This window comes from Mycobacterium sp. 852002-40037_SCH5390672 (assembly GCF_001665875.1).
Taxonomy (GTDB): domain Bacteria; phylum Actinomycetota; class Actinomycetes; order Mycobacteriales; family Mycobacteriaceae; genus Mycobacterium.
This window is the reverse complement of record NZ_LZTA01000008.1, coordinates 81,280-99,268: the sequence shown is the minus strand read 5'-3', so window position 1 is coordinate 99,268 and position 17,989 is coordinate 81,280. Positions and strand designations below refer to the sequence as shown.

Sequence of the window (17,989 nt, the reverse complement as noted above, 5' to 3'; positions counted from 1 at the left end):
CTCAGACGTCCTTCTCCCAGACAGTTTTCCCCGGGCATCCCGGCGCTAGCTGCCCGCATGGTTCGCCGGGGTGGGAATCCTGATCCCATCTTTCCTCACCGATATCCGTCGTGCTCCAGCGGTGGGTCCGGTCGGCAGTCGGCGACTACCCGGCTGCCGTTCCTGGTGGCCACGCGCCGCACGTTGATGAACGAATAACGATGTTCGGGGCAGGGGCCCAGTTCGGCCAGCGCCGTGCTGTGCGCCGGCGTGCTGTAGCCCTTGTGCAGCGCGAAGCCGTAACCGGGGTGGTCGGCCTCCATGGCGACCATCAACCGGTCCCGGCTGACCTTCGCCAGCACGCTGGCCGCCGCGATACACGCCGCCACCGCATCGCCACCGATGACCGGCAGCGACGGGACGGGCAGCCCGGGCACCCGGAAACCGTCGCTCAGCACGTACCCGGGCCGCACGGACAATCCGGCGACGGCACGGCGCATGCCTTCGATGTTGGCGACGTGCACACCGCGCCGGTCCACCTCCGTCGACGGGATGAACACCACGTGGTAGGCCAGCGCGTAGCGGCGAATCAGCGGGAACAGCTTTTCCCGGGCGGCCTCGGTGAGCTTCTTGGAATCATCAAGGGCGGCAAGGCTTTCCATTCGCCCCGGTCCAAGCACGCAGGCCGCCACCACCAGCGGTCCGGCGCAGGCGCCGCGGCCGACCTCGTCCACGCCGGCCACCGGCCCCAACCCGCTGCGGTACAGCGCCGATTCCAGGGTGCGCATTCCAGACGACTTGCGGATCACCGTCCGCGGCGGCCACGTCGTGGCCATGGCTACTTATTCTGCTGCGGGTTCACCGATCCCACGCCACCCCATCGGGATGGCGGCCACACGATGAACCTGGCTTTCCCGATCACGTTGGACACCGGCACGGTTCCCGACGTCGGGTCGCCGGTGCACAACACACCCCGGAGGGCTTCGGCCGGCACGCTGGTGCAGTGGGCGCGCGAGTCCGCCGAGTGCGTCCGATTGTCGCCCATCACCCACAGCCGCCCCACCGGGACGGCCACCGGCCCGAATTCGCTGCCCAGGCACGGGTACACCGACGGATCGGCGGCCATGGTGGTGCGATCCAGGTAGGGCTCTTTGAGCGGCTTGCCGTCGACCGTCAACCCGGTGTCGGCCCGGCATTGCACCGTCTGTCCACCCACCGCGATGACCCGCTTGACCAGGTCGTTCTCGTCCGGCGGCACGAAACCGATGAAGGACAGCGCGTTTTGCACCCAGCGCAGCACGGTGTTGTTGGACCGGATCGACTTGTAGCCGAGATTCCACGGCGGCGGTCCCTTGAAGACGATGACGTCACCGGGGCGCGGCGCGCTGAAGCGGTAGCTGACCTTGTCCACCATGATCCGGTCGCCGACGCAGCCCGTGCACCCGTGCAACGTCGGCTCCATGGATTCCGACGGGATCAGGTAGGGCCGGGCCACGAAGGTCAGCATGACGTAGTAGAGGACGACGGCGATCACCGCCAGGAGCGCGAATTCGCGCAACGTCGAACGCTTGGGGTCCTCCGATTCGCCTTCGGCGGGCGTCTCCGCTACCGGCCCCGGTTCGGGGATCGATCCGGTCGTCGCCGCGGCGTCGTCGGGCCGCGTCGCAGGGCTGCGGGTAGAGACCTTCGGATCTGACTCGCCGGTGTGGGACTCGGGCTTCGATGAATCCGCGGTATCCGTCACGAGATCAGCGTAGCCAGCGCACGTTGTGGCCGCCTAAACCGGCGAGCGATCCGCACCCGGAGATGACGGGGACGAATCGGCAGTGCCGCCAAGGCGTCCCGGCTCAGCGCTTCTCCTTGATCTTGGCCTTCTTGCCGCGCAGTTCACGCAGGTAGTACAGCTTCGCGCGGCGGACGTCACCGCGGGTCACCACCTCGATGTGATCGATGTTGGGCGAGTGCACCGGGAAGGTCCGCTCCACGCCGACGCCATAGCTTTCCTTGCGCACGGTGAAGGTCTCACGGATGCCACCGCCCTGGCGACGGATCACCGCCCCCTTGAACACCTGGATACGCTCCTTGGCGCCCTCGATGACCTTCACGTGCACGTTGATGGTGTCGCCCGGGCCGAAAACCGGGATGTCGTCGCGCAGCGACGCCTGATCGACGAAGTCCAGCCGGTTCATGTGCGAGACACTTCCTTGAGGTCGCGGCCGACGGCAGCTACCCCACGCAGGTGTGAGGCGGTCGCCAAGCCGATGGTTTCGGGCTTTCTGGCGCATCTCGCAGCAGGCGGGAAACGGCCCAACCGGCCTGCAACCGCTGGAGACAACTGGTCAATTGTGCCAGACAGGGCGCGTGCCGCGGAAATCACAGGAACTCGGCGGTTCACAACGCGCCAAACGCGCTGGTAAATGGTACATATGACGGGGGTCAGAACGCGCTACCCGCATCATTGCGTGACGGCCGGTGCAGGTGGCGCGACGGGCCCTCTCGTGCACTGTGTCGGAGTCACGCCGGAGGAGACGAATGCGGGTACGTCCGCTGACGCTGTTCACCGCCACCGCGGCGGTGACGTTGGTGGTTGCCGCCGGCTCCGAGGCACTGGTCCAGGCAAAGGTGTACCGCCTGCCGATCACCGCGCCCGTTCGGGTGATCTCCGCGCCACCCACCTCGGCTCCCCCGCAGTCCGCCACGCTGATGCTGGAGGCGGCCATCCCGCCGCAGCCGTCTCAAGCCCTGTCAAGCCCGGGATTTGGCCAGCTGCAGGCCCGCGTCCAGCAGGCCGCCGACGAGGCCGCCGGCAGCGGCGCCGCCCTGTCGGTGGCCATCCTCGACCGCAGCACCCATCAGCTGATCGCCAACGGGAACAGCCAGGTCATCGGCACCGCGTCGGTGGCGAAGCTGTTCATCGCCGACGATCTGCTGCTGCACGAATCCGAGGGCAAGGCGCCACTGAGCGCCGACGACCGCCAGGCTCTGGACATCATGCTGCAGTCATCGGACGACGGGGCGGCCGAAAGGTTCTGGGGCCAGGGCGGCGGAGCCGCCATCATCACCGAGGTGGCCGCCCGCTACGGGCTGGCCTCCACCACCCCGCCCAGCGACGGGCGCTGGTGGAACACCATGAGCTCGGTGACCGACCTGATCCGCTACTACGACATGCTGCTGGACGGCTCCGGGGGCCTGCCGGCCGATGATGCCAAGATCATCGTGAACGACCTGGCCCAGTCCACCCCCAACGGGCTCGACGGCTACCCGCAGCGATTCGGCATCCCGGACGGCCTGTTCGCCGAACCGGTCGCGGTCAAGCAGGGCTGGATGTGCTGCATCGGCAACGATTGGATGCATTTGTCGACCGGGGTGATCGGGGCCGACCGCCGCTACATCATGGTGGTCCAATCCCTGCAGCCCGCCGACGACGCCACCGCCCGCGACACCATCACCCGCGCGGTCAGGACGATATTTCCCGAGGGCCGCGTCGAGGCCCCGCGGCACGGGCTCTAACGGACCGCGTCGTCGTCGGGCTCCAGCCGATGGCCCGGCTCAAGCAGTTCGGGGCGGCGCTCGCGGGTGCGCCGCAGCGAGATCTCCCGGCGCCACGCGGCGACTCGCGCGTGGTCACCCGACAGCAGCACCTCGGGGACGTCGAGCCCGCGCCAGGTCGGCGGCCGGGTGTAGCTGGGCCCCTCCAGCCGCCGGTCCAGTGCCGGCGAGTGCGAATCCTCGCGGTGCGAGGCGGGATTGCCGAGAACTCCGTCGAGCAGCCGCAGCACTGCCTCGATCATCACCACGGCGGCCGACTCGCCGCCGGGCAGCACGTAGTCGCCGATCGAGACTTCTTCGACCCGCATGCGCCGCGCGGCATCCTCGATGACCCGCTGGTCGATGCCCTCGTAGCGACCGCACGCGAACACCAGGTGGGTCTCGGCGCTGAAGCGCGCGGCCGTCGCCTGCGTGAACAATCGACCGGCCGGCGTCGGTACCACCAAAAGGGTGTCGCCGGAGGTGACTTCATCGAGTGCCTCGCCCCACACCGGCGCCTTCATCACCATGCCCGGGCCACCGCCGTAGGGGGCGTCGTCGACCGAGCGGTGCACGTCATGGGTCCAGTGCCGCAGGTCATGAACCTGCAGATCGACCAGGCCGGACTGGATCGCCTTGCCCGGCAACGATTGCCGCAGCGGATCCAGATAGGCCGGAAAGATCGTGACGACGTCGATTCTCATCTTGAAGATTCCCGGCTACAGATCCAGCAGGCCTTCGGGCGGATCGATCTCGACGGTGCCGTCGTCCAGCGACACCGACGTGACGATCGCAGTCACGAACGGCACCAACACTTCCCGCGTCTCGCCGCCGGTCGCGCCCGCGTCGGGCCGCACGGCCAACAGTTCACCGGCCGCCGTGTGCAACACCTCGGCGACGACACCGATCTGTTCGCCCGCGATGGTGCGGACGCGCAGGCCTTCGAGCTGATGGTCGTAGTAGGTGTCCGCCTCGTCGATGTCGGGCAGGTCCTCGGAGTCGACGAGGAACAGCGTGCCGCGCAGCGCGTCGGCGGCGTCACGGTCGGTGACGCCGGCCAGCCGCACCAGCATGCGCCCGCCGTGCTCTCGCGCACTCTCGATGACACAGCTGCGTTCCGCGCCGCCACGAGGGGGCTTGGCGCGCAACGTGTTACCGGGCGAGAATCGGGCGGCGGGATCGTCGGTGCGGATTTCCACCACCAGCTCGCCGCTGATGCCGTGGGCTTTCACCACACGCCCGACGGTCAACTCCAAGGGAGTTCCATGAGCAGCGCTCCGCTACTGGTCGGTGTCCACCACGTCGACACGGATGCCGCGGCCGCCGATACCGGCCACCAGCGTGCGCAATGCGGTCGCCGTGCGACCTCCGCGGCCGATCACCTTGCCCAAGTCGTCGGGATGCACGTGGACCTCGACCGTCCGCCCACGGCGGCTGGTCACCATGTCCACCCGGACATCGTCGGGGTTGTCGACAATCCCGCGAACCAGGTGCTCAACTGCGTCAACGACAACCGTACTCATCGCCGCGGTCAGCTTTCGGTGGTCGGCTCGGCCTGCTCGCCGCCCTCGGCGGGCGCCTCGGCCGCAGCGGCGGTCTCCGCCGGGGTCTCGGCTGCGGCCCGCGGCTCGGCAGTTTCTTCCGCGGCCTTCGCGGCCTTCTTGGCCGGGGCCTTCTTCTTCGGCTTCGCCGCCTCGGTGGCCGGTCCGCCGTCGGCCTCGGCCAGCGCGGCGTTGAACAGCTCCAGCTTGCTGGGCTTGGCCGGCGCGACCTTCAGGCGGCCTTCGGTGCCCGGCAGGCCCTTGAACTTCTGCCAGTCGCCGGTGATCTTCAGCAGCTTGAGGACGGGCTCGGTGGGCTGGGCACCCACGGATAACCAGTACTGGGCGCGCTCGGAGTTGATCTCGATGAGGCTCGGGTCTTCCTTGGGGTGGTAGCGCCCGATGACCTCGATGGAGCGACCGTCGCGCCGGGTGCGTGCGTCGGCGACGGCAATGCGGTACTGGGGATTGCGGATTTTGCCAAGCCGGGTCAGCTTGATCTTCACAGCCATGGTTAAGCGATTTCTCCTGTGTGTGTCACGCTGCAATTCAGCGATCGGGGCCCGATGCCCGGATCCGGTTTTGCCTCGCGTGTATGACCGGTCGGCGATGCATGATCGCTCGGCGGACAGCCGCCCATTGTGCCAGAACGAGGCGGCGCGGCAGAAATCGCGCGGCGATCGCGTGCGGCGGGTCGCCGCTATCGGGATCCGGCGGCGCTCACATCACTTTCTGGAAGACCTTGGTCTCGGATCGCCGCGTCATGCGCCAGCCGTCTGAGGTGCGGACGAACTCGTCGTCGTACCAGAGTCCGCAGAACAGCACCTGGTCCTTGTCGCCGCCCAGCACCATCGGGTTGAAGCAAATCACCCGCGACGAGGCCTTATCGCCGTCGATCCGGACCGAGAAGTTGCCGAGCATGTGCGCGTACACCGGGAAGTTGGGCAACACCTCGGCCAGCCACTTCTTCACCTGCGGATAGTTGCCCTCGATGCCGCCCAACGCCGTGTAGTCGATGTAGGCGTCGGGCGTGAACACCTGGTCCAGGTCGTCGAATCGCCGCTGGTCAATGGCGGTGGAATAGTCCACCAGAAGCTGCTGGATCTCAAGGCGGTCGGAGATTTCGGCCAGGCTCAACATGCATCGGAGGGTACTGAAGATCCGCACCGAAAAGGGGCGGAAGTTAGACTTTGCGGCCATGCGGAAGCTCACGGCCGCAGCCGTCACCCTGCTCGCGCTGGGTACCTGCACCGCCACCGTCACCATGTCCACCGCGTGGGCCGACAACAGCCAGCCGGTCGGCTCGATCCCCATTCCCGACGGCCCGGCGCAAACCTGGATCATCGCCGATCTCGACAGCGGCCAGGTGCTGGCCGGGCGCGACCAGAACGTCGCCCACCCGCCGGCCAGCACCATCAAGACGCTGTTGGCCCAGGTGGTCCTGGACTCGGTGAGCCTGGACTCGACCGTCGTCGCCGACGTCGCCGACACCCAGGTGGAGTGCAACTGCGTCGGCGTCAAACCGGGCCGCACCTATACCGCGCGCCAGCTTCTCGACGGCCTGCTGCTGGTCTCGGGCAACGACGCCGCCAACACCCTGGCGCACATGCTGGGCGGCCCGGACGTCACGGTCGCCAAGATGAACGCCAAGGCGGCCTCGCTGGGGGCCACCAATACGCATGCGGCGACACCGTCGGGTCTGGACGGGCCCGGGGGGTCGGGCGCGTCGACGGCGCACGACCTGGCGGTCATCTTCCGCGCCGCGATGGCCAACCCGGTGTTCGCGCAGATCACCGCCGAGCCGTCGGCGATGTTCCCCGGCGATAACGGCGATCACCCGATCACCAACCAGGACGAGCTGTTGCAGCGCTATCCCGGCGCGATCGGCGGCAAGACCGGCTTCACCAACGCCGCCCGCAAGACCTTCGTCGGGGCCGCCGCCCGCGGCGGCCGCCGGCTGGTGATCGCCATGATGTACGGGCTGATCAAAGAGGGCGGACCGACGTACTGGGATCAGGCGGCGACGTTGTTCGACTGGGGATTCGCCCAAAGCCCGCAGTCCGGCATCGGCTCGCTGTAACCCGTCGTCAGGAGTCCGCGTCCGGCAGCGCCGCGGTCAGCAGCGCCATCAACACCGGAATGCGCCGGGCCGCGATTTCGGGTTGCGGCAGAACGCCTTCCACCACGGCCGCCCCGTCGAACACATTGGTCATCAGCGCCACGAACACCGGAAAGGTGTCCTCGGGGAAGCGTTCGGCGCCCGGTAGCGCGCGTGCGGCATCGTGGATTTTCGCGGCGTACTGCCCCAGCTCGTGTTGCAAAGTCTCCCTGAGCTTTTCGTCGGTGCGGGCAGCGACCAGCAGTTCATAGATGACGGCGTTGGCCGGGCCGCCGGTGATGTCGCGCAGGATGGTCAGGGCCGCTTGGAGCGGCGGTTGGTCGGCGGGTATTTCGGCCACTCGCTTGGTGAACGACTCCAGCTGGCGACGTAGCACCTCGGACGCCGTGGCCGCCATGAAATCGCCCATGGTGTCGAAGTGCCGGAACAGCGCCCCGACCGACACCCCGGCCCGCTTGGTGATGACCGCGGCGGACGCGCGCGCGTAACCCACCTCGATGATGGTGGCGATGCATGCGTCGAGCAGCCGTCCGACGGTTTCTTCGCGCCGTTGCTGCTGGGTTCTGGCCATGTCAGGCGGTGACGCTCAGCGCGCTGCGGTGCCGACGGGCGCGCTCCCCCGCCCGCAGGTAGCGGCCCGACCGCACGGATTGCCCGTAGCCGTCGCGGAATTCACCTTTACGGAAGACGACCACGCCGCCCACTCCGGTGGCGACGACGGCGTCGTCGTTGCGGTTGACCATGCGCTGCAGGCCGCCGTAGAACGGCACCGCTTCCTCGTAATAGCCGTCGACGGATTCGTTGAGACCGGCGGGGTCGATCACCACGAAGTCCGCCCGGTCGCCGCGGCGCAGCGTGCCGGCGTCGATGCCGAACCACTCCGCCAATTCACCGGTGAGCCGATGCACGGCGTGCTCGATCGACATGAAGGGCGCACCGGCCGCCTGGGCGTCCCGGGCGCGCTTGAGCATCCGAAGTCCGAAGTTGTAGAAGGCCATGTTGCGCAGGTGCGCCCCGGCGTCGGAGAAGCCCATGTGCACGCTGCCTTCGTTGGCGAGCGCGTCCAGCAGCTTGGGGCGATGGTTGGCCACCGTGGTCGTCCACCGGACATTGCGCTCACCGTTTTCGACGAGCACATCCAGGAATGCGTCGAGCGGGTGCAGCTTGCGCTCGTCGGCGATCGCGCCAAAACTCTTGCCGACCAACGACTTATCCGGGCATTCGACGATCACCGCGTCGTGGAAGTCGCGGTGCCACAGCGACGGTCCGAGCTTAATGCGGTCGAATTCGCGCCGGAATTTCCGGCGATATTCCTTGTCTGCCAGTAACTCGTTGCGCTCCAACTGGTCCCGCAGGTGCAGGGCGGCCGTTCCGGCACCGAACTCCTCGAAGACCGGCAGATCGATTCCGTCGGAGTACAACTCGAACGGCACCGGCAGGTGCTGGAATCGCACGCTGGCGCCCAGGAGCTTGTTGAGCAGACGAGTCGCCGGGCCGAACACGTATACCGAGAGCGGCATCGATTTGGCGTCCGCCGATACCAGCATGCTCATCCGAACACCCTTGCCCCAGTTGAGTATCCGGCTGCTGGCCAGGAAGAAGAGCATCCCGGTCGACGGCTTCGCGACGTTGGGGGCGCTCTGCAGGATTCGGCCGCGCTTGCGCAGGACCTTGATCAGCCGGCGCCGTTCCCGCCACGTTGCGAAGGTGGACGGCAGGGCGCGCGAACGGAACCGTTCGCCATCGAGCTTGTCGATGGCCGCGTCCATGCCGGACATGCCGAGCACCCCGGCATCGAGGGCCTCGTCCAGCAGTTCGGCCATCTTCTCCAGCTCACCATCGGTGGGTCGAACCGTGGCGTCGGTGGCCCGATCCAGTCCCAGCACCGCAGTCCGCAGGTCCGAATGACCAAGCAGCGAACCGACATTGGGACCCAGCGCCAAGGCGTCGATCGCCTTGACGTATTCCGCGGCCGTCGACCAGGTCCGCTTGGAGCTCAACGCGCTCAAGACGTATTCGCGAGGCACCGCCTCCACCCGGCTGAACAGGTCGGCGGCGTCCTGCGAGTCGGCAAAGACGGTCGACAACGAGCAGTTGCCCAGCAGTACCGTGGTGACGCCGTGGCGCACCGACTCGCGCAGCCCTGGGTCCAGCAGCACCTCGGCGTCGTAATGGGTGTGCACGTCCAGGAAGCCGGGCACCACCCATTTTCCGGCAGCGTCGATCACCTCCGGGCAACCGGTCTCGTCCAGCGGCTCTATGGAGACCGCGGCCACGACGCCGTCGCGGATACCGAGCGTGCGCGTCAGCGGCGCGCTGCCGGTGCCGTCGAACCACAATCCGTCGCGAATGATCACGTCGTAGGCCATGGTTTCCTCCATGTCGTTGATGGCCGGAACGCTAACATAGATAGCAAGCACTCGCAATCTTTTCTCGGCGAAACAACAGCAGCGTTCGGCGCTGGTGGTCAGTGTGCGCCGCCGAACGGCGCTGGGACCGCAACGGCGGTGACCTCGGCGCGGCGGGCGGCGATGCGGACCGCCGTGCGAGGGCGGCGCGCCGTGCGGTTAGGCCGGTGAACGAAAGATTCTGCCGCGCAACATGATCAGATCGGGAGTGTTCAGCACGGCGGGGCCCGAGCGCGGGTCTTGCGCGTAACACAGCAGGTCCGCCGAGGCGCCGTGATCGAGCGCGGGCCGGCCGAGCCAGCGACGCGCGTCCCAGCAGGCCGCGCCCAGCGCCTCGGTCGGGCTCATTCCGATGCTCTTGAGCGCCTGGACCTCGTCGGCGATGCGTCCGGGCGCCACCATGGTGCCGGCGTCGCTTCCGGCGTAGATCGGCACGCCCGCGTCGCGGGCCGCGGCGATCCGGGACGGCCCACGAGCGTGCAGGTCGCGCATGTGAGCGGCATAGGCCGGGTATTTCGCGGCGGCGTCGGCAATCCCGGGGAAGTTCTCGACGATGTTGACCAGCGTCGGGACCAGCACGGTGCCGTGCTCGACCATCAGCTCGATGGTGTCGTCGTCCAGGCCGGTGCCGTGCTCGATGCAGTCGATGCCGGCGTTGATCAGGCCGGGCAGCGCGTCCTCACTGAAGACGTGCGCGGTGACCCGGGCGCCGTGGGCGTGCGCGGTTTCGATCGCGGCCTTGAGCACATCGTCGGACCACAGCGGGGCCAGATCGCCGACGCTGCGGTCGATCCAGTCGCCCACCAGCTTGACCCAGCCGTCGCCGCGCTTGGCCTCCTGCGCCACCGCCTCCGGCAGTTGCCATTCGTCTTCCAGTTCGCGCGAAAAGCCCGACGCATACCGCTTGGGCCGGGCGAGATGCTTTCCGGCCCGGATGATGCGGGGCAGGTCGTCGCGGTCGTCGAGGCTGCGGGTGTCGGTGGGCGAGCCGCAGTCCCGCAACAGCAGTGCCCCGACCTCGCGTTCGATCTCGGCCTGGGCGATCGCGTCGTCGAGCGGGATCTCGCCGTGATCGCCGAGGCCGACGTGGCAGTGGGCATCGACCAGTCCGGGCACGATCCAGCCGCCGTCGAAGACGGTGTCGGCGCCGGCGACCGGTTCGGCGCTGATGCGGCCGTCGACGATCCACAGCTCGATCTCGGTCTCGTCGGGCAGCCCCACGCCCCGCACGTGCATGCGCACCGGGCGGCTACTTTCTTCCGGTCCAATGGTGACGACCCGCTTCGCCCGGCTCCGCCGCGCTCGCGATCGTCACGGCTTGCCCGGGAACTTCAGCTTGGACAGATCGAAGTCGGCCAAACCGGGCGGCAGCTCGTTGAGGCCTTCGGGCATCTGCGACAGGTCCGGGAAGCCGCCCGGCATGCCCGGCGTGGCGGCGCCCAGCGGGTTGCGGGCCTTCGGCGGCGTCGGCCCGCGCCCGCCCTTCTTGCCCTTCTTGCCCGCCTTGCCCTTTGCTCCCTTGGACTTTCGCGTCGCCGACTTGCGGCCCAGACCGGGGATGCCCATGCCGCCGAGCATGGACGACATCATCTTGCGGGCCTCGAAGAAGCGGTCCACCAGCTGGTTGACCTCGGACACCGTGACGCCCGAACCGTTGGCGATGCGCAGCCGCCGCGACGCGTTGATGATCTTCGGATCGGCGCGCTCCGCGGGGGTCATGCCGCGGATGATGGCTTGCAGGCGGTCGAGCTGGCGGTCGTCGACCTGGGCCAGCGCGTCCTTCATCTGGCCGGCGCCGGGCAGCATGCCCAGCAAATTGCCGATCGGGCCCATCTTGCGGATGGCCAGCATCTGTTCCAGGAAATCCTCGAGCGTGAGCTCGCCGCTGCCGATCTTGACGGCGGCGGCCTCGGCCTGTTCGGCGTCGAAGACCTGCTCGGCCTGTTCGATCAGGCTCAGCACGTCGCCCATGCCCAGGATGCGGCTGGACATCCGGTCGGGGTGGAAGACGTCGAAGTCCTCCAGCTTCTCGCCGGTGGAGGCGAAAAGGATTGGGACGCCGGTCACCTCGCGCACCGAGAGCGCCGCGCCGCCGCGGGCGTCACCGTCGAGCTTGGTCAGCACCACACCGGTGAAGCCGACGCCCTCGCGGAAGGCCTCGGCGGTGGTGACGGCGTCCTGGCCGATCATGGCGTCGAGCACGAACAGAACTTCGTCGGGGTTGACGGCGTCGCGGATGGCCGCCGCCTGGGCCATCAGCTCGTCGTCGATACCCAACCGACCGGCGGTGTCGACGATGACGACGTCGAAATGCTTGGCCTGCGCCTCGGCGAGCCCCGCCGCCGCGACCGCGACCGGGTCGCCGGGCCCGGATTCCGGGGACGCTCCGGGATGCGGCGCGAAGACCGGTACCCCGGCGCGCTCACCGACGACTTGCAGCTGGTTGACCGCGGCGGGGCGCTGCAGGTCGCACGCCACCAGCAGCGGGGTGTGCCCCTGTCCGCGCAGCCACGCGGCCAACTTGCCGGCCAGCGACGTCTTACCGGAACCCTGCAGACCGGCGAGCATCACCACGGTCGGCGGGGTCTTGGCGAACACCAGCCGACGGGTCTCCCCACCGAGGATGCCGATGAGTTCTTCGTTGACGATCTTGACGACCTGCTGCGCCGGGTTGAGGGCACCGGAGACCTCGGCGCCCTTGGCGCGGTCCTTGATCCGGTTGACGAAGGCGCGCACCACGGGCAACGACACGTCGGCTTCCAGCAGCGCCAGCCGGATTTCGCGGGTGGTGGCCTCGATATCAGCGTCGGTCAGTCGACCCTTGCCGCGTAGCCCCTGAAGGGCACCGGTCAATCGGTCGGACAGCGATTCAAACACCCCGCCAGCCTAGTGGTACTGCAAGCGCGGCTGCGCAGGTGACGATGCGCACCGCGAAGCGGGGCGAGGAGGAACCGCGCCACCAAGTCAAGCCGGGCGCAGCAGGTACCGCTCATCAGGCCTAGTGGTCGCTCCCGGGCCGGTTGCCGGGCGCGGGTGACGCGACACATAAATCACAGAGAAGACACGCCGGGCAGCGTCGCCGTGGCTTATGTTTCGCCAAGAAGATGGCGAAGGGATCGACTCATGCTCGAGGTGATCGACAAGGGGTCCTGCAGCGAAGCGCACCCGGTGCCGCTGCTCTTCGTGCACGGCGGCTGGCATGGCGCGTGGTGCTGGGAGCACTTTCTGGACTACTTCGCCGACGCCGGCTACCGCGCGGTCGCGATGAGCCTGCGCGGACACGGCGCCAGCCCCACGCCCAAGCCGTTACCGAAGGTGTCCATCGCCGACTACATCGACGACGTCCGTACGGTCGCCGACGACCTGGGTGGCGCGCCGATCCTCATCGGCCACTCCCTGGGCGGCTTCGTGATCCAGCGCTACCTCGAAGATCGCACCGTTCCGGCCGCGGTGCTGGTGGGCTCCGTGCCGCCGCAGGGCGTGCTCACCTTGGCGTTGCGGGTTTGGCGCCGCCGACCGTCGATGACGGTGGAATCGTGGAGCGATCCCACGCTGCTGAGATTCCTCGCCACCCCGGCGCTGGCCCGCGAGTACCTGTTCTGCCCCGACACGCCCGAGGCCGTCGTCGAATCCTGCCGGCAACGCGCCGGAGCCGAGAGTGTTCGCGCCGCCATGACCGATCCGATGGTCCGCCGCGTCCGAACCAAGCGGGTGACCACGCCGATTTTGGTCCTGGGCGCCGAGTACGACGGCTTCGTCAGCGTCCGCGAGGTGCGCAACACGGCGCGCGCCTACCGGACCGAACCGGAATTCTTTCCCATGGGCCACAACATGATGCTCGAACCGGGTTGGGCCGACGTTGCCGGACGCATCCATGAATGGCTGCAGACCCGCGAAACGGTGAGCCCGACACGATAGCCAGTCGAGTCGTTACTGCGCCGAAAAGCGTTGGCGTGCTAGATTTCACAGCCGCGACTCAATCGAGTCAGCCGCGTCGACGAGCAACGAACGGGGGGCCTGTGTCGGTGCCGCTCAGCAGCATCCAGGCGCGGGCCGACAGCGATCCCAGCGACACCAGCGGCACCGGCGTGCTTCGCGGCTGGCAGCGCAGAGCGCTGGTGAAGTACCTCGCGGGCCAGCCGCGCGATTTCCTGGCGGTGGCCACCCCGGGCTCGGGGAAAACGACCTTCGCCCTGCGGGTGGCGGCCGAACTGCTCGGCCAGCGGGCCGTCGACCACGTCACCGTGGTGGTGCCCACCGAGCACCTGAAGGTTCAGTGGGCGCAGGCCGCGCAGCGCTACGGCCTGGCCCTGGACCCGCGGTTCTCCAACAGCAACGCGCGGATCGCGCCGGAGTATCACGGCGTGATGGTCACCTACGCCCAGGTCGCCGCGCATCCGACGTTGCATCGGGTACGCACCGAGCAGCGCAAGACCCTGGTCATCTTCGACGAGATCCACCACGGGGGTGACGCCAAGACTTGGGGTGACGCCATCCGTGAGGCCTTCAGCGACGCCACCCGCCGGCTCGCCCTGACGGGCACGCCCTTTCGGAGCGACGACAGCCCCATCCCATTCGTGACCTACGAGTCCGGTCCCGACGGGATACGGCGTTCGCGGGCCGATCACACCTACGGCTACACCGACGCCCTCGCCGACGGCGTAGTGCGGCCGGTGGTCTTCCTCGCCTACTCCGGGGAGGCGCGGTGGCGCGACAGTGCCGGCGAGGAGCACGCGGCCCGACTGGGCGAGCCGCTGTCCGCCGAGCAGACCGCGCGCGCCTGGCGCACGGCGCTGGACCCCGCCGGCGAATGGATGCCCGCGGTGATCGCCGCCGCGGATCAACGACTGCGACAGCTGCGCACGCATGTGCCCGACGCCGGCGGCATGATCATCGCTTCGGATCAGACCGCGGCGCGCGCCTATGCCACCCTGCTGACGAAGCTGACGTCCGAGGCGCCGACGCTGGTGCTCTCCGACGACCCCGGCTCGTCGGCGCGCATCAGCGAGTTCGCCGCGAGCACCACCCGTTGGCTGGTCGCGGTGCGCATGGTCTCCGAAGGCGTCGACGTGCCGCGGCTGTCGGTCGGGATCTACGCCACCAGCGCATCCACCCCGCTGTTCTTCGCTCAGGCCATCGGCCGGTTCGTCCGGTCGCGCCGCCAGGGTGAAATCGCAAGCATCTTCGTGCCGTCGGTGCCGAACCTGCTGCAGCTGGCCAGCGAGCTGGAGGCCCAGCGCAACCACGTGCTGGGCGAGCCGCACCGCCCGTCCGAGGGCGACCCGCTCGAGGGTGATCCCGCCACCAAGACGCAGGACGAGAAGAGCGACCTCGACAAGGGGTTCACCTCGTTGGGTGCCGACGCGGAACTCGATCAGCTCATCTTCGACGGGTCATCGTTCGGCACCGCCACTCCGGCCGGCAGCGACGAGGAGGCGGACTACCTCGGCATTCCCGGGCTGCTCGACGCCGAGCAGATGCGTGCGCTGCTGCATCAGCGTCAGGACGAACAGCTGCAGAAGCGGGCCCGATTGCAGAAGGAGGCCGGATCGCCGGCGGCCGTCGACGCCCCGTCGGCCACGGTGCACGGCCAGCTTCGGGAGCTACGCCGCGAGCTCAACACCCTCGTCTCGATCGCCCACCACCGGACGGGCAAGCCGCACGGCTGGATTCACAACGAACTGCGGCGCCGCTGCGGTGGCCCCCCGATAGCCGCGGCGAGCCGCGAACAGCTGCGGGCGCGCATCGATGCCGTGCGGCAGCTCAACGCCGAGCATTCGTGAGCGGGTCGCCGCTCATCAACGTCTAGTGGCGATCGCGAGCGCGGCGGAGCCGGGCGAAGCGGGTCGCCGCCATCAGGCCTAGTGGCGATCGCGAGCGCGGCGGAGCCGGGCGAAGCGGGTCGCCGCCATCACGCCTAGTCGCCGACGGGTTCCTCGAGCACCTCGACGGCGGGGCCACCCAACACGGCCAGCAGACTCTGCTCGACCCCATCGCGAGCGCCGTGCTCGGCGTCGCCGGCCGCCTCGACCGCTTGTTCCGACACCGTCACGCAGAAGACGTCGGCCGCCGTCGACCCGAAGGTGTTGACCTTCGCCCAGACGATGTCGGTGCCGGCACGTTCCAGCGCGCGGGTCAGCAGCGCGAGCAGCCCGAGTCGGTCCATGGCGCGGACTTCGACGATCAACACCTCGGGCGAGGCCGAGTCGACCCATAGGATGCGGGGCGGCGCGCTCGACCGCGTGACGGGCACCCCGACCTGGATCTCGCCGGCCCGGCTGGTCGCGGCGCCCACGGCGTCGCTGTCGCGTTTCTCCAGCGTGCCCAGGACGTCGACGTCGCCGGCCAGCGCGCCGGTGAACTGCTGGCGCAGCAGGCCCGCTTCCGGTGGTGAACCGAACAGCGGCGACACCACGAATTCGACGATCGCGAAGGCCTCGTGGGTGCTGGCCGAGGCCGAATGGATGCGCAGCGAATTCAGCGCCAGCACCGCGGCGGCCTTCGATACCAGCCCCCGCTGATCCGGTGCGGCCATCACCACATCCAGGCGTTCGCCGCCGCTGGGCTTGATGTCCACATGGACGCCGCGATCGGATGCGAGCGAAAGATATTGCGGCGCAGCCGGTTCAACGTCGGGCAGCGGCTCGCCGGCCATCACCAGCCGGCAGCGCCGGACCAGGTCCTCGATCAGCGACGCCTTCCATTCGCTCCACACACCGGGACCGGTGGCCTTCGAGTCCGCCTCGGTCAGCGCATGCAGAACTTCGAGCAACAGCGCGTCGCCGCGCAACGCTTTCACCACGCGCTCAATGGTTTTGGGATCATTCAGGTCGCTGCGCGTGGCCACCACCGGCAGCAGCAGGTGGTGGCGGACCAGTTGGGCGAGCAGCTCGACCTCGACCGGTGCGATGCCCAGCCTGGGCCCGATCTCCAGCGCCAGGCCCGCGCCGAGCACGCTGTGGTCGACACCGCGGCCCTTGCCGATGTCGTGCAGCAGTGCGCCGAGCGCGAGCAGGTCGGGTCGCGCCACCCGGGTTGACAGCGGTGCGGCGTTGACGGCCGTCTCGATGACGTGGCGGTCCACCGTCCATTTGTGCGCGACGTCGCGGGGCGGCAGGTCGCGGATGGCGTCCCATTCGGGCAGCAGCCGGCCCCACAGCCCGGTGCGGTCCAGCGCCTCGATCGTCGCCACCGTGGTCGGTCCGGCCGACAGCACAACCAGCAAGTCGTCCAACGCCTCTCGCGGCCACGGCACCGGCATCTCGGGCGCGCTGGCGGCCAGGCGGCTCAGCGTGGCGGCACCGATCGGCAACCCGGTATCGGCCGATGCGGCGGCCACCCGCAACACCAAACCCACGTCGGTGTCCGGACGTGCGTCGCGGGCGAGCACGATCTCTCCGGCATATTCGACGACGCCCTCGTCCAACGGGCGGCGCTTGGGCCGCCGCACCAGGGCGGTCACCCCGCGGCGCGGCAGCGCGTTCTCGGCGGTCCGAATGCCCGTCTCGGCGTGGTAGGCGATGGTGCGTCCGGCATCAGATAGCTTGCGCGCCAAGTCGAAACGGTCCCCGATGTGCAGGGCGGCGCTGATCTCGTCGGCGTATTGGGCCTGCAGCTGATCGCGTCCACGTCCCGACACCCGGTGCAGCTCGGTGCGCACGTCGAGCAGCGTCAGGTGCGCGTCGTCGAGGGAACCCCCGGGTGATTCGGGACGGGCCATGCCGTGGCGGTCGATCAGCTGGGCAACACCCAGCGCGTCGAGCAGTTGCACATCGCGCAGGCCGCCGCGACCCGACTTCAGGTCCGGTTCGGCCCGCTGCGCGATGCGGCCACAACGGTCCCAGCGGGCCTGCGTCATTTCGACGAGCTCGTTCATCCGCGAGCGAATGGCGCTGCGCCACTGCCGTCGTGCGCCGGCGATCAATTCGTCGGACAGTCGGGCGTCGCCGGCGATGTGGCGGGCGTCGAGCATGCCCAGCGCCACGATCATGTCGCCATTGGCGACACCGAGGGCCCCCGACACGGTCCGCACGCTGTGGTCGAGCCGAACGTTGGCGTCCCACAGCGGATACCACAACTTGTCGGCGACCTTGCCCAGCACGTCATCGGACTTGTTGTCGTGCAACAGCATTAGATCAAGATCGGAATACGGCAACAGCTCGTGGCGGCCCAGTCCGCCGATCCCGACGATCGCGAAGCCACTGTCGTCGGCGATCCCGATCTCGGCCGCCTTGGCCATCAACCACGATTCGTGCAGATCCAGCCAGGCGTGCCGCAGTTCGGCGGCGTGCAGCTTGCTGCCCTCAGACAGCAGTTGGCGCCGCGAGGCAGCCAGATCGACTGCCCCGCAGGCGCTTCCTGTCCCGGCCAGCTGCCCGGACGAGTCGGGGTCGTTCGGGGTCATCCCCTCCCGG

The 17,989-nt window shown here is 68.7% G+C and carries 15 protein-coding genes and 2 pseudogenes; 4 read left to right on the top strand and 13 right to left on the bottom strand.

Features of this window, described 5'->3' with window-relative positions:
• Position 1: 1 nt before the first annotated feature.
• From A5782_RS02390 to rplS, 3 genes and pseudogenes are all read right to left on the bottom strand, one after another.
• Positions 2-815: pseudogene (locus A5782_RS02390) on the bottom strand (ribonuclease HII).
• Positions 816-817: 2 nt separating this feature from the next.
• A complete protein-coding gene (gene lepB, locus A5782_RS02385; protein WP_369815575.1) occupies positions 818-1,606 on the bottom strand; it encodes a signal peptidase I in 789 nt (262 codons plus the stop codon).
• Positions 1,607-1,826: 220 nt separating this feature from the next.
• Complete coding sequence (rplS, locus tag A5782_RS02380; protein ID WP_007171386.1) at positions 1,827-2,168, bottom strand: 50S ribosomal protein L19; 342 nt, start codon at positions 2,166-2,168, stop codon at positions 1,827-1,829.
• Positions 2,169-2,511: 343 nt separating this feature from the next.
• Between rplS and A5782_RS02375 the strand changes: the two genes are divergently transcribed.
• Complete coding sequence (locus A5782_RS02375) at positions 2,512-3,489, top strand: hypothetical protein (protein WP_067094551.1); 978 nt, start codon at positions 2,512-2,514, stop codon at positions 3,487-3,489.
• On the opposite strand, the gene trmD is transcribed toward A5782_RS02375, so the two are convergent.
• From trmD to A5782_RS02350, 5 genes are all read right to left on the bottom strand, one after another.
• Complete coding sequence (gene trmD, locus A5782_RS02370) at positions 3,486-4,211, bottom strand: tRNA (guanosine(37)-N1)-methyltransferase TrmD (protein WP_067094547.1); 726 nt, start codon at positions 4,209-4,211, stop codon at positions 3,486-3,488. The genes A5782_RS02375 and trmD overlap by 4 nt on opposite strands.
• Before the next feature lie 15 nt (positions 4,212-4,226).
• The gene (rimM, locus tag A5782_RS02365; RefSeq protein WP_067094543.1) at positions 4,227-4,763 is read right to left on the bottom strand and encodes a ribosome maturation factor RimM; all 537 of its coding nucleotides are present in this window, start codon (positions 4,761-4,763) and stop codon (positions 4,227-4,229) included.
• Between the two features lie 24 nt (positions 4,764-4,787).
• Positions 4,788-5,030: an RNA-binding protein gene (locus A5782_RS02360; protein ID WP_003878715.1), complete on the bottom strand. Its 243-nt coding sequence runs from the start codon at positions 5,028-5,030 to the stop codon at positions 4,788-4,790.
• Between the two features lie 8 nt (positions 5,031-5,038).
• Positions 5,039-5,560, bottom strand: a complete 522-nt coding sequence (gene rpsP, locus A5782_RS02355) for a 30S ribosomal protein S16 (RefSeq protein ID WP_067094540.1) — start codon at positions 5,558-5,560, stop codon at positions 5,039-5,041.
• A gap of 208 nt (positions 5,561-5,768) precedes the next feature.
• Positions 5,769-6,188: a nuclear transport factor 2 family protein gene (locus A5782_RS02350; protein ID WP_067094537.1), complete on the bottom strand. Its 420-nt coding sequence runs from the start codon at positions 6,186-6,188 to the stop codon at positions 5,769-5,771.
• 58 nt (positions 6,189-6,246) lie between these two features.
• Between A5782_RS02350 and A5782_RS02345 the strand changes: the two genes are divergently transcribed.
• Positions 6,247-7,128: a D-alanyl-D-alanine carboxypeptidase family protein gene (locus A5782_RS02345; protein ID WP_067094802.1), complete on the top strand. Its 882-nt coding sequence runs from the start codon at positions 6,247-6,249 to the stop codon at positions 7,126-7,128.
• 7 nt (positions 7,129-7,135) lie between these two features.
• Here A5782_RS02345 and A5782_RS02340 read toward each other — a convergent pair whose 3' ends face one another.
• The 4 genes and pseudogenes from A5782_RS02340 to ffh all read right to left on the bottom strand — a co-directional run bounded on the left by A5782_RS02340 (position 7,136) and on the right by ffh (position 12,452).
• On the bottom strand, positions 7,136-7,738 hold the full coding sequence (locus A5782_RS02340) for a TetR/AcrR family transcriptional regulator (RefSeq protein ID WP_067094531.1): 603 nt from the start codon (positions 7,736-7,738) through the stop codon (positions 7,136-7,138).
• Position 7,739: 1 nt separating this feature from the next.
• A pseudogene (locus A5782_RS02335) lies at positions 7,740-9,574 on the bottom strand (amidohydrolase family protein).
• A gap of 160 nt (positions 9,575-9,734) precedes the next feature.
• Entirely contained in the window at positions 9,735-10,811 is a 1,077-nt protein-coding gene (locus A5782_RS02330) for an amidohydrolase family protein (RefSeq protein ID WP_156623769.1), read from the bottom strand.
• A 75-nt stretch (positions 10,812-10,886) separates the two neighbouring features.
• Positions 10,887-12,452: a signal recognition particle protein gene (gene ffh, locus A5782_RS02325; RefSeq protein WP_067094520.1), complete on the bottom strand. Its 1,566-nt coding sequence runs from the start codon at positions 12,450-12,452 to the stop codon at positions 10,887-10,889.
• Positions 12,453-12,698: 246 nt separating this feature from the next.
• Between ffh and A5782_RS02320 the strand changes: the two genes are divergently transcribed.
• A complete protein-coding gene (locus A5782_RS02320; protein WP_067094517.1) occupies positions 12,699-13,493 on the top strand; it encodes an alpha/beta hydrolase in 795 nt (264 codons plus the stop codon).
• Between the two features lie 101 nt (positions 13,494-13,594).
• Positions 13,595-15,358 carry a DEAD/DEAH box helicase gene (locus tag A5782_RS02315; RefSeq protein WP_067094514.1) on the top strand — a complete coding sequence of 588 codons (1,764 nt, stop codon included), beginning with the start codon at positions 13,595-13,597 and terminating at the stop codon, positions 15,356-15,358.
• Positions 15,359-15,492: 134 nt separating this feature from the next.
• Here the strand turns inward: A5782_RS02315 and A5782_RS02310 are convergent, their stop codons facing one another.
• A complete protein-coding gene (locus A5782_RS02310; RefSeq protein ID WP_082942745.1) occupies positions 15,493-17,979 on the bottom strand; it encodes a [protein-PII] uridylyltransferase in 2,487 nt (828 codons plus the stop codon).
• Between the last annotated feature and the right edge of the window lie 10 nt (positions 17,980-17,989).